Here is a 14,063-nt window from a genome sequence, read left to right on the forward strand (position 1 = left end):
TAACAACACAACAGAGAAAAATGCCCCCGCCCGAAGGCAGGGGCATATCTTGGCCTTAGTAGCGGCCCACCAGGCTCAGCCAATAGCGAGCCTCGTTCTGATGGTGAGTATTCACCATCTCACCGTCGCCATAACTCACATTTTGAGCATTGATACGCACACCAAGGTGTTCATTCACATCATACCCGGCCTGGAAGGACACACCCCAGGCTGCCGGAATGTCCCGCAGCTCAGTGATGCCGAAATCATATTGTCCCGGCATCTGTGTGCCCGAAACATAGTTGACATATCCATTCAGAGAGAGCGGTCCGTCGCTCCAGCCGAGATGTGCATTGATCAAGTGTTCCGGCGTGGCTTCTTCAAAATTCAGCGATGTTTCAACGCTGAAGACTGCCAGGTCATCATCTGCTGACTGGTACGTATAGTTGAGGTCCCAGTCGAAGTTTTCCCGGAAGTCACCTGACAGGCTGACCTCACCCCCATAAATCTCGGTGTCACCGCGATTGTCGAAGAGGATTGTCGGTGCCGGTGCATTCGGCGGCAGGATATCGAAGCCCGATCCGAATGCGCCTTTCACATCTTCTGTCGTCTGGAAGAATACCGCACCGCGGAACTCAATACCGTTGGACAGCGTGCGGTCATAGGCCAGTTCGAGATTGTCGACGATGGACGGTTCGATCGCCGGATTACCCATCAGGGCAATTCCGAAGCCCGGCGCGATGTCGAAATACATGGCAAACCCATAATCAAACATCGTTGGGGCCTGGATGCCACGAGAGGCCATCGCACGAACCGATCCGCCAAATTCGGGACGCCAGACCAGGGCGGCATTGTAGGAAAACTCCTCAATGCTCTGATCATAATCCGCCTGGGAGAAGGCATACAGCGCTGGGTTCGGGCTGCCGTCGCGGCTCCACTCCACGCTGTCGAAACGACCGGCCAGGGTCAGATCGAGACTGTTGGAGAATTTGTGCGACCACATGCCGGAAACGGCGAAGCTCTCATATCCGAAATCGCCCGACGTCGGGTCCGGGAAGGATTGTGCTTCCCCGTCGCGATACTCGACGGACAGACGAACCGTGTCATTGGATCCCAGCTTGAAAAGGTTCTGAGCCCGCAATGTTGTCAGTTCAGAAGACAACGGCCCGAAAGCGTAGCGAATTTCGGACTGGTTCTGATACGCGGTCAGCGTGATAAAACCATAGTCTGTGTCGGCTTCCAGCTCGCCCTTATAGCTTTCAAGCTCATAGTGTGAGCGACCTGCGTAGTAGATCGAGCCCATTTCAGACTGTTCGACATCGGAAAACGTCGCTTCCGCGGACAAGGTGACCTTGTCGGTGAGACCCATGCGGACTTCGAGCGCACCGGTTTCACGCTGGAAATTTCCATCTCCGAGCGCCAGGAGCTCTGCATAGCTGTTACCGTCCACAGGCGTGAACTCATTGCTCTCTGTGGTACCGTAGGAGGCGCGCACAGCGAAGCGCTCACCCAATGCATAACCGGCCGTCAGGGCCACATCTGAATACTCGCTACCGCCTGCATTAACACGCACATTGGCATAGTCACCTTGCTGCGGATTGCGGGTGATGATGTTGATCACACCAGCCACGGCGTTGAAACCGTAGAGCGCGGATTGCGGGCCCTTGACCACTTCGATTTGCTGGATCTCGTCCAGCTGGACCGGCAGGGTCGACCAGGCCGTATAGCCATAGCTATCGAGATAGACGTCACGGCCGTTCACCAGCACCAGAAGGCGCGGCGTATAACCCGTCGCGGCGCCGCGAATGGAAACCTGGCCATCCCCGAAAGCGTAGCGATTGACATTCAGGCCGGCATGGTGACGCAGAACGCCCGGGATGTCGTATTCCGGCGTGCGGGCGATATCGTCCTGGGTGATGATGATCATCGTAGCCGGAACGTCCGAAGAGCGCTGCGGTGCGCCTGTTGCGCCAGCCGTGACCGGCTCGCCGAACAGTTCGCTCATGGCTGTGTAATCAAGCGTCTGGGCCAGTGCGCCGGAGGTCAAAAGCGCTGTTGCGGCCAGGGCGGAGGCGGAGGAGAGGAGAGTGCGAATTGTCATTGTCTTGTCCTGTCTGTCTTTGCGGGACTAGATTTCTTCAATCATCATGGCGAAGGCGGCGGAGAAGGAGACGGAGGACGCATCCCGTGCGCCACCATTCACAACAATCCGCACGGACGGAGCGCTCTGAACGCCCATCACGCACTGACCGCTCTCAACACAGCCCATATCCGTGGAGACCGTCATGACACCCTGGCCGCTGGCGGAACCAAACACACCGGCATCACCGGCTGCGGCTCCAAGAAGCACGGCCGCATCAGCACCGGCCAGACCCGACAAATCCCCAAGAGGAACCAGTCGGGCATTCAATGTCACACGGCCTGCAGACAAACCGCCGGCCATCGTACTGGCCAGAGCCTGGGCCTCAGCCTCGCTCCCGCCGTCATAGACAATGGCCACAACGCGGTCAGTACCACTGGCGCCTTCAACAAAACCCAGAGCACGACCGATAACTTCAAGATCGCGTTGCGTCGTTTCTGCTGCGGCAGGCGCAATCATTGCGGCACCGCACAGCAGGGAGAGGAAAAGCTTGCGCATCGGATAGATCCCTTCTTCGTATCCTTCGCCGTATTCTTCGGCGTTGTTTGAGGGAACTAAACTTCAGTCATTAACCAAACCCTTCTGAAGCAACCAGTTTTGCAGTTGCTCATACAATATTACTGAAATTAGGACTTTATAGATTGTTGCATATGAATACCAAGCAGATCTGTATTGCTCTTTCACATGTTCTGCTTGGTTACTCTACGGACAATTTCGAAACTAAACTTCCTATTGATTGTCTGCGCGGGCGCAGCAATCGAAGCGTGTGCGCTCCCTATTATGGCCGCATTCCTCATATTCCTTTGAAGACAGGGGAGATGAGCATGTCACAATACCGGGCGCTGGCAGATACACGCGAGGGTCAACTGACAACCGCTCTCATTCTTGTGGCCAGCCTGGCCCTGCCGCTTGGCCTGACCCTGCCATCACTGGAAACGGTTCACTTCGCCTTCTGGAGTGATGTGCACAGCATAGGCGGATTGACCTTCGCCTTGTTTGACGATGGCGAGTATCTGCTCTCTGCACTCGTGGCTTTGTTTTCCATCGCCTTTCCCGTGACCAAACTGGCCCTGCTCTGGCGCATTCAATTCAGGCGAGGGCCGCCCTTGAGCGCTCGCGCCCTTCGCAGGCTGGAGTTTCTGGGAAAATGGTCGATGGCCGATGTGCTCGTCGTCGCGCTGATTGTCTTCAGCCTGCGTGACAGCCTTGTTTTCGGTGCCACACCGCAGATCGGCGTCTTTGTGTTTGCCGCATCCACACTGATGGCCATGCTCGCATCAGGGCGTATCAGCCGCCAGTGCCATGACCGGCTTGAACGCCGTCAATCCCCCAGCCGGGACGCGGCCTGACGGACTCGCTCGAGAAGATCGGACAATATCCGCACCTCAGAGGGAGACAGCGCGTGTAACAGCTCGGCCTCCACTTTCAGGGCGATCGGGGCAATTTCCGAATAGATTGCCTGACCTTCAGACGACAGACTCAACACAGTGGCGCGTTTGTCGTGATCATGGGGGCGACGCTGTACAAGGCCACGCTCTGCCAGCGCACGAACCGCCCGACTGACCGTCACCTTGTCCATGGCGGTGGCTTCACAGACCTGCTGAGCCGTGACGTCCCCCTCTTCGCCCAGGACGGCAATAACACGCCACTCCCAGATGGAGAGCCCGAACCGGGCCTGATAGGCTTGGGCAATCAGGCGGCTGACCTCGTTCGACGTGACCGAAAGCCGGTAGGGCAGATAGGCCTGCAGGCGCAGGCCCTCTGCCAGCGATACCGATTGAGCCTCGGTCGAAGTTGGGTTGTCAGCCGCCAGGGGATTACTCCGCAGGTTCGTCCGTCTTGATCACACCGCGACGGACCTGGTCCAGTTCGATGGATTCGAACAAGGCCTTGAAATTGCCCTCGCCGAAACCTTCATTGCCCTTGCGCTGGATGATTTCAAAGAAAATCGGTCCAATGCAAGTCGCGGTGAAGATCTGCAGCAGCAGGCCATCACCATTGGCCGGGTCGCCATCGAGGAGAATGCGGCGCTTGCGCAGCTCTTCCACAGGCTCGCCATGACCAGGCAGACGTGTATCGATCAGCTCATAATAGGTTTCCGGCGTATCCTGCAGGATCAGGCCGTTCTCGCGCAGCTTGTCGACCGTGGCATAGATGTCCGGCGTGGTCATGGCGATGTGCTGAATGCCCTCACCATTATAGTCACGCAGATATTCCGAGATCTGGGACTGGTCGTCGGAGCTTTCGTTCAGCGGGATTTTCAGCTTGCCGCAGGCACCGGTCATCGCACGAGACAGAAGACCCGTGTGTTTGCCCTTGATGTCGAAATAGCGGATTTCGCGGAAGTTGAAGACGTCTTCATAGAAGCCCGCCCATTTGTCCATTGCGCCATTGAAGACATTGTGGGTCAGGTGATCGAGGACATCCAGACCAACACCACCGGTATCGACAGCCCCTTCAATCGGATCGAAGAATGTGTCGTAGAGCGTGTCTTCGCCATAGGTGTCAACCAGATAGAGGACCGAGTCACCAATGCCATAAATGGCCGGGATCGCGTCCGCATCCGCCCACACACCCTGTGTATAGGCTTTCGCACCACGCTCGATCGCCATGTCGAAGGCTTTCTTGGCGTCCTTGACACGGAAGGCCATGGCATTGGCCGACGGGCCGTGCTGTTTGCGGAACTCTGCCGCCTGGCCTTCGTTTTCGCGGTTCAGCAGGAAAGTCGTATCGCCCTGTTTATAGCGCACGATATCCTTGGTCTTGTGTTTGGCGACAGCCGTGAAGCCCATGCGGGTAAACAGGTCCGCGAGGGCTTCGGGATTGTCGCTGGAGAATTCAACAAACTCGAATCCGTCGGTGCCGAGCGGGTTTTCGTGGATATCGGTCATGTCCGGGCTCCCTGGTCTAATAACGCCGGAATTGGCGCACATTTGACCCCCTCCTGCCGGAAACTAGTATCATTTGCAACTATTTTCTCTGATCGATTTTCGGGACGCCACACGTTAAGCATAGCCTCATGAACACCTCGCCGCGCACCGTCTTTGCCCCGCCTGCACCGGTCTGCCTGCCCGTAACGGGTATGGATGCCCGCTTCCCCGTTCACCGCATATTCTGTGTCGGGCGCAATTACGCCGAACATGCCCGCGAAATGAACTCGCCCGCCGAGCCGATCTTTTTCATGAAACCGGCCATCGCGGCCACCACTGCAGCCCACCTCCCTTTCCCCGCCGCGACGAACGACCTTCACCATGAAGTCGAACTGGTTATTGCAATCGGTCCGGACGGCGTGTTCGGCGCGGCCACCGGGATTGATCTGACGCGGCGCGATCAGCAAAAACGAATGAAAGACAAGGGCGCGCCCTGGGAAATCGCCAAATCATTTGAGGCCTCTGCCCCCATCGGTCCGATCAGGCCTGGCCCCGTACCGGTCACAGGCAGTATCACGCTGGATGTTGATGGCACTCGGCGCCAGACGGGCGATCTCAGCGAGATGATCCTGGGCGGCCGCGAATTGCTGGAGACGCTGAACACCTATTTCACACTCCAGGCCGGCGATCTGATCTTCACGGGCACACCCGCCGGTGTCGGCCCGATCCAGCCCGGACAGACATTGAACGCGCGGATCGAGGGGCTGGCGCCCCTCGATGTCACGCTCGATGACACAGGACCACAATGAAGACCGCTCCGCTAACCCTCTATGGCTATTGGCGATCGAGTGCCGCCTATCGCCTGCGTATCGCACTCAACCTGAAGGGCCTGGACTATGAGCAGGTTGCGGTGAACCTGAAAGCGGGCGAACAAACGACAGAGGCGTGGCTCGCCCAGCAGCCCCAGGGACTGGTCCCCGTTCTCAAACACGGCTCGCAGGCACTCGTCCAGTCCCCCGCCATTGTGGAGTGGATCGAGGAGACCTGGCCCGAACCCGCACTTCTGCCGTCTGCACCGGCAGACCGGGCCATAGTGCGCGGCTGGGCGGCCGTGATCGGATGCGATATTCACCCCTTGCAGAATTTGCGTGTGCTCAAGGCCGCTGCTGCGCTGGACGGCCAGGGCATGGACTCCATGAAAGCCTGGGCCCAGCGCTGGATGGTGCCCGGGCTGCGCGCCTTGAACGATATGGTCCGCACCGCCAAACGGCCGGGAGATTTTCTGTGGGGGGAGCATCCCGGACTGGCCGAGGTCTATCTGGTCCCTCAACTCTATAATGCCCGCCGGTGGGGCGTGGATGTCGAAGAATTCCCGACCCTGCTGGCCGCCGATATCGCCGCCCGGGCCCTGCCCGCCTTTATCGACGCGGCTCCGGAAAACCAGCCGGACGCCGAGGCGGGCTAGGACTCGTCAGCTCTTCGCTTCGGAAGTCGCCGACTTGCGCATCGGCTGGAAGCGTCCATAGGTCAGTGACCGCCACAGCCATTCCAGCGGACCAAACCGATACCGCGCCAGCCAGAGCGGTGACCAGACCAGTTGCAGCGCCCAGACGGCGATGACGATCAGGAACTGTCCGCTTCGTTCGACCGTGCCAAACAGTCCCAGCCCCGGGAAGCCGACAAAGATGAAAGTCATGATCAGCGTCTGGGTGAGATAATTAGTGAAGGCCATACGCCCCGCATCTCGGAACGGCACCAACAGACCCTGCAGCCCCTTCAGGCCTGCTAACAGCATCACACCGGCTGCATAGGCATAGGCCAGCAGCAGCGAGCCGACATACATCACGCTTTCGCCCTTCCAGAACTCACGCAGGTCGAACCCGCTATTGAGATGGCTGAGCGAGGCCCACAGGCACAGTCCCACACCCAGAACACCCGTTGCGGCACCGGACAGCATGTAGTGGCGTCGCTCCCAGCCCAGGGTCAAGAAGCCGGACTTGAATAGGGCCATGCCCACAAACATCACGCCGATCAGCCGACCGGAGAACCCAATCATCTGGAAAAATTGCAAGATGATCGCATTGGTCAGGTTGGATGGCAGCCGGTCCAGGAAACCGGATTGATACAGTGCCACACGTTCGGCCAGAGCGTCATCAGTCAGGGCCATGCCCATTTCCGTGGCGTCCATATCGCCGGGCACGAGCTGGAAGGCCGCATAGAGCCCCATGCTCAACAGTCCGGTAATGGTGATCAAAACACCGCCCCAGATAAACAGGCGGTGGGCCGGCATGCGCCGTGCCAGCACGATAATGAAACCGCACAGCGCATAGGGCACCAAAATATCACCGAACCAGAACACATAGGCGTGGATCATGCCGATCAGCAGCAGCCAGCCCATGCGACGATAATGGATACCCAGCTTGGCATCCTGCCCCTCGCCGAGCATCAAAACCACGCCCGCACCGAATAGCGCCGAGAAAATCGTCACGAATTTATAGGCGAAGAATGTGTGCTGGATGGTCCAGATCGTGGCATTGATACCCGTCATGTCCATATGGGCCAGAGGATAGGAATAAGCCTCGAACACCATGGCGAACGCGCCGATATTCATCATCAAGATACCCAGAACGGCAAAGCCGCGCAGGATGTCGATACTGTGATGCCGGTCCTGACGTGGTGTCTGCGCCATGATATCCCCCTGAAACGTCCTGGTAGAGTGCTTAACAGGGCCGCCCCCTAAGGGTCCAGCCCGAAGCCCCGCCCCGGACCTTACCGAAAATTCACCCCCCTCACGCAGACTGTGAATTGATCTCAATATCAAGTCACGCCAAAAAGAGCACGCGCACACGGAGGCTGGGAGATGATCCAGTCATTGATCGAAATTCTGGAATGGGTGATTGGAGCCGCATTCTTTTTTGTCGGGGTGGATTACCAGCCCGTCGATCCGTGTGCCGCTGTCCCGCCTGAAGTCCAGCATATCGAACATCTGATCTATACGGATGAAGATGGGGGCTTCCGCGCGCTGACCGCAGACACGGGCTGCAGCGTGCCCTCGCTGGGCCTGCCGGTGCTTCTTCCCGTGGAAATCGTCGAGGAAAAGCCGGTCTACAGCAGCTAGACCGTGGCGCAATACACGTTTCTTTAATAGAATATCTGTGTCGCACCCGCGCGTGTGCATGTATCGTAGCGTCTTGGATCCCGTGAGGATGCCGTGCGACAGGCCGCAGAATGCAGCCATCTTGTCCCCGCCCCCGAATGATCAGGCCCTGGCCTGGCGACGGGTCGGTCCGGACACGGCCCGCACCTGAAACAGCGTTTGAGCGATCAATGACCGAGACCACGCGAGAGACTTCGATCTCACTAGCCGAAATGGAAATGGCCGAATCCCAGGCCGCGCGCGCCCTGACAGAAACCGGGCAGCGCGATGTCACACCTGGCCATTCGCACACCGGTGCGAGCGATGAGGCAGACCGCGCACCCACCACGCCGCCCGGCGGGGGATGGCTGGTCTGGCTGGGCACGACATTTGCCCTGTTGTGGATCGGCGGCAGTGCGGCCTATCTCGTCGGGTATCAGAACATCGCCTCGCTCAACATGCTGGGCGAGCTCACCTATACCCAACTGGCTGGTCTTGGAATCTTCGCGGTCGCGCCCGCTCTGCTGTTCATCATGTGCGGATTACTGGCGCGCGAAATTGTGCGCAATGGTCACTATGCCCGCCAGGTCGGTGCGGCCGTCACGCGCCTGTCCGCTCCGGCCGGTCATGCCCAGGCGGAAATCCAGACCCTTTCCGGCGCCGTGACCTCCGAGGTCGAGCGCATCAATGCTGCGCTGGAAAGCGCCCTCGCCCGCCTCGCGGCGATGGAAGAAGTCATCAGCCATCACGCGGAAACGCTGGAAACGTCGGCGGATGACGCACGCGAGCGCACCGAAACCCTGCTGACCGGCCTGCGTCGCGAACGTCAACGCCTGGGCGAAGTCTCTGAATCCCTGGATGACAAGGCCGCCCTGATCGCCAATGCGATCTCCGACCAGTCCAAAATGGTGGTTGCCGCCGCCGAACTCGCAGCCAGCCAGGCTCATGACAGCGAAAAACGTCTGCGGGCCAGCGTGGACAACCTGGTAGATGCCGGCGCCGCCATTTCCGAACAGAGCGACCGCGCCTCCTCCACCCTAACGGATCGGGCCAGCGAATTGCGCGACATGTCCGAAACGCTCAAGGAGCGCTCGGAGAATCTGGATGCGGCCTATCTGAAACACCGCAAACGTCTGCAGGATGCCGGTGAAGCCTTGCGCCAAGAACAGGAGAAGATCGCCGCGGCCCTGGACTTCCACCGCGCCGAGCTCGACGTTATGGCCACCACAGCGCGCGACGGGGCAGACGCTCTCAATTCCGCGGCGTCCCAGGGTGCCCAGGCCTTCAGCGACGCCGTCGATGCGGCCTTTAACCGAGCCAGCGGCCTGGCTGATGATATCCAGCGCGAGTCCGACCGCGCCGCCCAGTCTCACGAGAGTGCCCTCGCCCGGCTGGTCGCAGCTGCCCAGGAAGCCAAGTCAATCTCCGATGCCGCCATGAATGCCATCGAGGCGCAGGCCGACCGGGTAGATGACAGCGTTCAACGGACGAATGAGGCTGCGTTTGAGGCGGCTCGTCGCTCCGACGAAGCCTTCCAGGCTCGCCTCGCAGAAGCCGAGAAACTCACCACGCGCGCTTCCAAGGCCGCGGATGACGCCGCCGAAAGTGTCAAACGCCGTCTTGAAGCCGTACTCGCGAGCGCCCGAGCCGAGAGCCAGACCGTGGAACGGCATCTGGAGAAGATGACCGAGCGGCTTGCTGCCCTGCCCGAAACCGCTCGCGAACGCGCGCAGGAGACCGTGGACGTGCTGCGTCGCGGACTGGATGGCCTCAACTCCGCCGCACTGGCCGCGGCCGAGGAAAGCCAGGAAATCGATGCCGCCTTCCAGTCGCGCATCCGCCAGAATTATGAACTCCTCAGCGATTTCATGTTGCGCATGGGATCTGTTGCCGGCGGGCGTCGTGCGCCAGAACTGGGCATCAATGAATTGCCCGACCCGCTGGCCCGGCGCAGCAATGAGATCTCTGCCTCTGAAGCCCCTACGGACACGGAAGAGGTCCCGTCCAAAACCCCCAAGCCCGCTGGCAAGTCTGGCGGCAAGTCAGGTGGCAAGTCCGGCAAGACCGAGCTGCGCGCAGAAAACACGATCGGCTTTCCGGAGCGGGGCCGCGTCATGCCCTCCGAGAAGGCCGCGCAAAGGCTTGAGAAAACGGATCCGCCACTGGACAAACCAGTCGCCGAGCGCGGCACGGAACCGGGCTGGCGCTGGAAAGATCTGCTTTCATCCATGCCCGGTGATGACGAAACCGATCCCAAGGACCGGACCTGATCTGGCCCAATCTGAACTGAACGCGCGTGAACTGAACGCTCGCGTCACAACGCCCCCGGCGAGCCGGGGGCGTTGTGATGTCGGGACCAAGTTTCAGACTCTAGCTTCCAGACGGCGTATCCATCGCGTGTTGGGCCATCCAGCCTGCCAGCTCATTCGCGGCCTCGTGCGAGGACTGGTCGAACGCCCGGACTATCGCCCCGGCCGAGTTCCCGTCCGCCCGTGAGGTGGAGGTGAATACACGTCCGCCGACAAAGCTGCGATCATCCGACCGCATCAAGCGGGCCGCGATACGCACGGTCACCAGCGGCGCGCGATTGGCCCCCTGATCGTAGACGGCCTCAAACTCTCGTAGGTCCATACGCAGGATGAAATCAGTCTGGACTGCATCTTCCGGACGAGCCGGCACCAAGGGTGTGGCATCGGAATCCAGCGTTTCGACAATCAGGGTCTGGATCATACGCGGCGTGGTATTGATCCAGCGGGCGCCGGCCAAATAGGCGATCGAGCGTGTTTCACCGATGACCGCGATGTGATCATTGGCCAGTGCGCGCGGCGCCTGGGGCAGATCCACCCTGACCACCGTCCAATCGTCACCCGACCACTCGACAGGTTGCGGCGGGCTCAACCGATAGATGTCGACGGGCTCAGCCTCGGGCAGGACCGACACACAGGCGGAAACAGACAAGGCTGCCAGGCCCATCAAAAGGCCTCGAAGCAAGGGCAGTTTACGGCTCATCGCGGAACCTCCACTTCTTGAACAGTGTCACCGGCGATAAAGCTGCCCGGGCTCTGTTCGATTTCCAGGGCAATACGCTCGAGTGTTTCAACAAGACGACGCAGGTCGCCGGCGGCCAGCGTGATATCGCCAAGACCATTGTGGGCGAAGTCCTGCAAAGGCGGCGTGACAGACTGCATCAGAATATCCGTGTCGACGGCCGCGCGGTTCACTTCCAGGGCCGCAAGCTGCATTTCCGCCACCGCCGGGGTGAGATTATCTTCCACAAAACCCGTCGCGGTATTGGCAAACCGGTCCATGCTTTCGGCGGCGCGGGAGATGTCCTGTGCAGTCTGGTCGAGCTGGTTCACAGCCCGGCGCATATCCGACAAAAGCTCACGCTCCTCGGCCAGCTGCGCCGTGATCTCCTCGATGTTTTCAATGGTCTGCGAGACCTCATCGATATTCTCGTCGCTCATCAGGCGCGATAGTCTCAGCAAGGTCTGCTGGGCCGCATCCAGAACGTTTTCCGAGCCCTCGAACAAGCCTTCCAGCTGGGCCTGTCGCGCGATAATGCGCGGCGGTGTGCGATTGGGCGGACTGTACAGGCGCGGTGCGTCAGGAGAGCCACCGGACAGCTGTACATAGTTCAACCCCGTCAGGCCCTGGGGTTCGAGCTGCGCGAAACTATCCACCCGGATCGGGGTCTGCGCTAACACGCGGATCCGCGCGATAACCCGGTTCGGATTTTGAGGATCAAGACCGATATCGGTCACCTCGCCCACCTGGATACCATTGAACCGGACCTCACTGGCCTCGTTCAACCCCCGCACAGGCCCTTCGAAAACGATGTCGTATTCGGAGAATTCCTGATCGAAGGAGACTTTCGCCAGCCAGAGGAAGAAGAAACCACCGGCGGCCACGAGGATGATGGCAAACAAGCCGACCAAAACGTGATGCGCTTTCGTTTCCATAACGCTCTCCTTATCCGATCCCTAAAGACCGGCCTGAGCCGCACGCCCGCGCGGCCCGTTGAAATATTCCTGAATCCAGGGATGGGGATGTCTCATCAATTCCGGAATGGGGGCCACGGCCTCCACTTTCTTGTCCGCCAGAACCGCCACGCGGTCACAGATGGCATGCAGACTGTCCAGATCGTGAGTGATCATGAACACGGTCAGCCCCAGCGCCCGCGACAACTCCAGGATCAGGCTGTCGAAGGCCGCCGCACCGATCGGATCCAGGCCCGCAGTCGGCTCGTCCAGAAACAGAACGCTCGGATCAAGCGCCAGCGACCGGGCCAGCGCCGCACGCTTGCGCATACCGCCCGAAAGCTCGGACGGGAACCGATTACCCGCCTCTGGAGGCAGGCCCGCCAGGCCGATTTTCATGTCGGCGATCTCTTCCATCAGGCGTGCAGACAGCTCGACATGCTCACGCATCGGCGCCATGACATTTTCCTTCACCGTCAGGGCGGAAAACAGCGCACCATTCTGAAAGAGCACACCCCAGCGACTTTCAATCAGACGACGTTCCTCGTTGGACATGGCCGCCATCGACCGTCCCTCGAACAGGATATCGCCCCCGTCGGCGGATTTGAGACCGAGTACGGTGTTCAAAAGCACGGACTTGCCCGTGCCCGACCCGCCGACCAGGCCGAGGATCTCACCGCGCCGGATCTGGAGATCGAGATGCTGGTGAACGACATGCTCACCAAAGGCCGTGCGCAGATTGCGCGCCTCGATGATGATGTCCTCACTCATATGCCGAGCTCCAGATACATCATGGCAAAGATCGCATCGATCACGATGACCGCAAAAATCGACTGCACAACAGAGGCCGTGGTGCGGCGCCCCAGGCTTTCCACATCCCCGCCGACTTCCATGCCCTGGCGACAGCCGATAATGGCGATGACCAGTCCGAAGACCGGTGCCTTGGACATGCCAACCATGAAATGGGACCAATCGGTGTTTTCGTGCATGCGCGTGATGAACATGGTGGGAGAGATCTGCAGGTCCGTGGACCAGGCCACAACCATGCCGCCAGCAATACCGGCAACCATGCCACCAAAGGTCAGGAGCGGTGCCATCAAGGTACAAGCGATGACACGCGGCAGGACAATCGCTTCAAACGGATCAATGCCCAGCACTTTCATGGCATCGATTTCCTGCTGCATCTTCATGGAGCCGATCGATGCGGTAAACGCCGAATCCGAGCGCCCAGCCAGCATGATCGCGGTGATGAGCACACCGAATTCGCGCAGGACCGTCACCGCGACCAGGTCGACCGTAAACACCGTCATGCCCAAGGTCTGCAACAGGTTGGCGCCCATGAACGCAATCACGGCACCAATGAAAAACGACAGGACGGCGATGATGGGCATGGCGTTCACACCCGCCTCTTCCATCACCCAGACCGTCGGGGTCAGCCGGAAGCGCCAGGGCCGCAGAGCGGTGGAGGCCGCTGTTGTGAGCGTGTGTCCCAAAAACCCCAGCGTGCCCAATCCTTCCAGATAGGCGGCCTCGATACCCGCACCCAGACGCGCCACAGCGGCCCGGAACCCGTAGGTCTGAGCCTTGACGGGCGCACAGGAGAGGGTCCGGCGGCGCACTTCCGCAATCAGTCCGGGGGCGACCGGGTGATGGTCGAGGTAATGAAAATCACCATCCGGGTCGGCACAATCCTGGGTCAGACGCCCCAGAAGATAGGCGCCTGCCGTGTCGATCCGGCCCAATTGGGTGAAGCTGTAAACAATGGCGGAGGGGTCCGCACGACTGGCCAGAGCGCGCAATTCATCTTCGACGGCGCCGACGGTGTCGATCACCCAGTCACCCTGGGGCTCGACACACACGCGACCGTGCGTCTCTGTCACGACCAGCCGGGCTGGTGTGAGCAATTCGAGTTCTTGTCCCCTCATGACACCGACTCTAGCCGATTCCTTCAGCTCTTT

At 59.9% G+C, this 14,063-nt stretch carries 14 protein-coding genes; 5 read left to right on the forward strand and 9 right to left on the reverse strand.

Going from position 1 to position 14,063, the window contains the following annotated elements; translation table 11 throughout:
- Positions 1-55: 55 nt before the first annotated feature.
- Positions 56-2,080 carry a TonB-dependent receptor plug domain-containing protein gene (locus tag RMQ97_RS10195; protein WP_413660773.1) on the reverse strand — a complete coding sequence of 675 codons (2,025 nt, stop codon included), beginning with the start codon at positions 2,078-2,080 and terminating at the stop codon, positions 56-58.
- Positions 2,081-2,107: 27 nt separating this feature from the next.
- Positions 2,108-2,617: a hypothetical protein gene (locus RMQ97_RS10200; RefSeq protein ID WP_413660774.1), complete on the reverse strand. Its 510-nt coding sequence runs from the start codon at positions 2,615-2,617 to the stop codon at positions 2,108-2,110.
- Positions 2,618-2,943: 326 nt separating this feature from the next.
- Between RMQ97_RS10200 and RMQ97_RS10205 the strand changes: the two genes are divergently transcribed.
- A complete protein-coding gene (locus tag RMQ97_RS10205) occupies positions 2,944-3,468 on the forward strand; it encodes a paraquat-inducible protein A (protein WP_413660775.1) in 525 nt (174 codons plus the stop codon).
- Here RMQ97_RS10205 and RMQ97_RS10210 read toward each other — a convergent pair.
- Together RMQ97_RS10210 and hppD are read right to left on the reverse strand one after the other, a co-directional pair.
- Complete coding sequence (locus tag RMQ97_RS10210) at positions 3,441-3,947, reverse strand: MarR family winged helix-turn-helix transcriptional regulator (protein WP_413660920.1); 507 nt, start codon at positions 3,945-3,947, stop codon at positions 3,441-3,443. The two genes, RMQ97_RS10205 and RMQ97_RS10210, sit on opposite strands and share 28 nt — an antisense overlap.
- Positions 3,937-5,010, reverse strand: a complete 1,074-nt coding sequence (gene hppD / locus RMQ97_RS10215; protein ID WP_413660776.1) for a 4-hydroxyphenylpyruvate dioxygenase — start codon at positions 5,008-5,010, stop codon at positions 3,937-3,939. The genes RMQ97_RS10210 and hppD overlap by 11 nt, the downstream gene beginning before the upstream one ends.
- 128 nt (positions 5,011-5,138) lie before the next feature.
- On the opposite strand from hppD, the gene RMQ97_RS10220 reads away from it, so the two are divergent.
- Positions 5,139-5,798: a fumarylacetoacetate hydrolase family protein gene (locus RMQ97_RS10220; protein WP_413660777.1), complete on the forward strand. Its 660-nt coding sequence runs from the start codon at positions 5,139-5,141 to the stop codon at positions 5,796-5,798.
- Positions 5,795-6,454 carry a maleylacetoacetate isomerase gene (gene maiA, locus RMQ97_RS10225; RefSeq protein ID WP_413660778.1) on the forward strand — a complete coding sequence of 220 codons (660 nt, stop codon included), beginning with the start codon at positions 5,795-5,797 and terminating at the stop codon, positions 6,452-6,454. The genes RMQ97_RS10220 and maiA overlap by 4 nt, the downstream gene beginning before the upstream one ends.
- Positions 6,455-6,460: 6 nt before the next feature.
- Here the strand turns inward: maiA and RMQ97_RS10230 are convergent, their stop codons facing one another.
- A complete protein-coding gene (locus RMQ97_RS10230; protein WP_413660779.1) occupies positions 6,461-7,678 on the reverse strand; it encodes a DUF418 domain-containing protein in 1,218 nt (405 codons plus the stop codon).
- 171 nt (positions 7,679-7,849) lie between these two features.
- Between RMQ97_RS10230 and RMQ97_RS10235 the strand changes: the two genes are divergently transcribed.
- A complete protein-coding gene (locus RMQ97_RS10235; RefSeq protein WP_413660780.1) occupies positions 7,850-8,107 on the forward strand; it encodes a hypothetical protein in 258 nt (85 codons plus the stop codon).
- 209 nt (positions 8,108-8,316) lie between these two features.
- On the forward strand, positions 8,317-10,395 hold the full coding sequence (locus RMQ97_RS10240; protein WP_413660781.1) for a hypothetical protein: 2,079 nt from the start codon (positions 8,317-8,319) through the stop codon (positions 10,393-10,395).
- Between the two features lie 100 nt (positions 10,396-10,495).
- Here RMQ97_RS10240 and RMQ97_RS10245 read toward each other — a convergent pair whose 3' ends face one another.
- The 4 genes from RMQ97_RS10245 to RMQ97_RS10260 are packed head-to-tail and all read right to left on the reverse strand — an operon-like array spanning position 10,496 to position 14,030.
- Positions 10,496-11,134 carry an ABC-type transport auxiliary lipoprotein family protein gene (locus RMQ97_RS10245; RefSeq protein WP_413660782.1) on the reverse strand — a complete coding sequence of 213 codons (639 nt, stop codon included), beginning with the start codon at positions 11,132-11,134 and terminating at the stop codon, positions 10,496-10,498.
- Positions 11,131-12,087: an MlaD family protein gene (locus RMQ97_RS10250; protein ID WP_413660783.1), complete on the reverse strand. Its 957-nt coding sequence runs from the start codon at positions 12,085-12,087 to the stop codon at positions 11,131-11,133. The genes RMQ97_RS10245 and RMQ97_RS10250 overlap by 4 nt, the downstream gene beginning before the upstream one ends.
- A gap of 21 nt (positions 12,088-12,108) precedes the next feature.
- A complete protein-coding gene (locus RMQ97_RS10255; protein ID WP_413660784.1) occupies positions 12,109-12,876 on the reverse strand; it encodes an ABC transporter ATP-binding protein in 768 nt (255 codons plus the stop codon).
- Complete coding sequence (locus RMQ97_RS10260) at positions 12,873-14,030, reverse strand: MlaE family ABC transporter permease (protein WP_413660785.1); 1,158 nt, start codon at positions 14,028-14,030, stop codon at positions 12,873-12,875. The genes RMQ97_RS10255 and RMQ97_RS10260 overlap by 4 nt, the downstream gene beginning before the upstream one ends.
- Between the last annotated feature and the right edge of the window lie 33 nt (positions 14,031-14,063).

Origin of the sequence: Maricaulis sp. D1M11, from assembly GCF_047308265.1 — a bacterium.
Lineage (GTDB): Bacteria > Pseudomonadota > Alphaproteobacteria > Caulobacterales > Maricaulaceae > Maricaulis.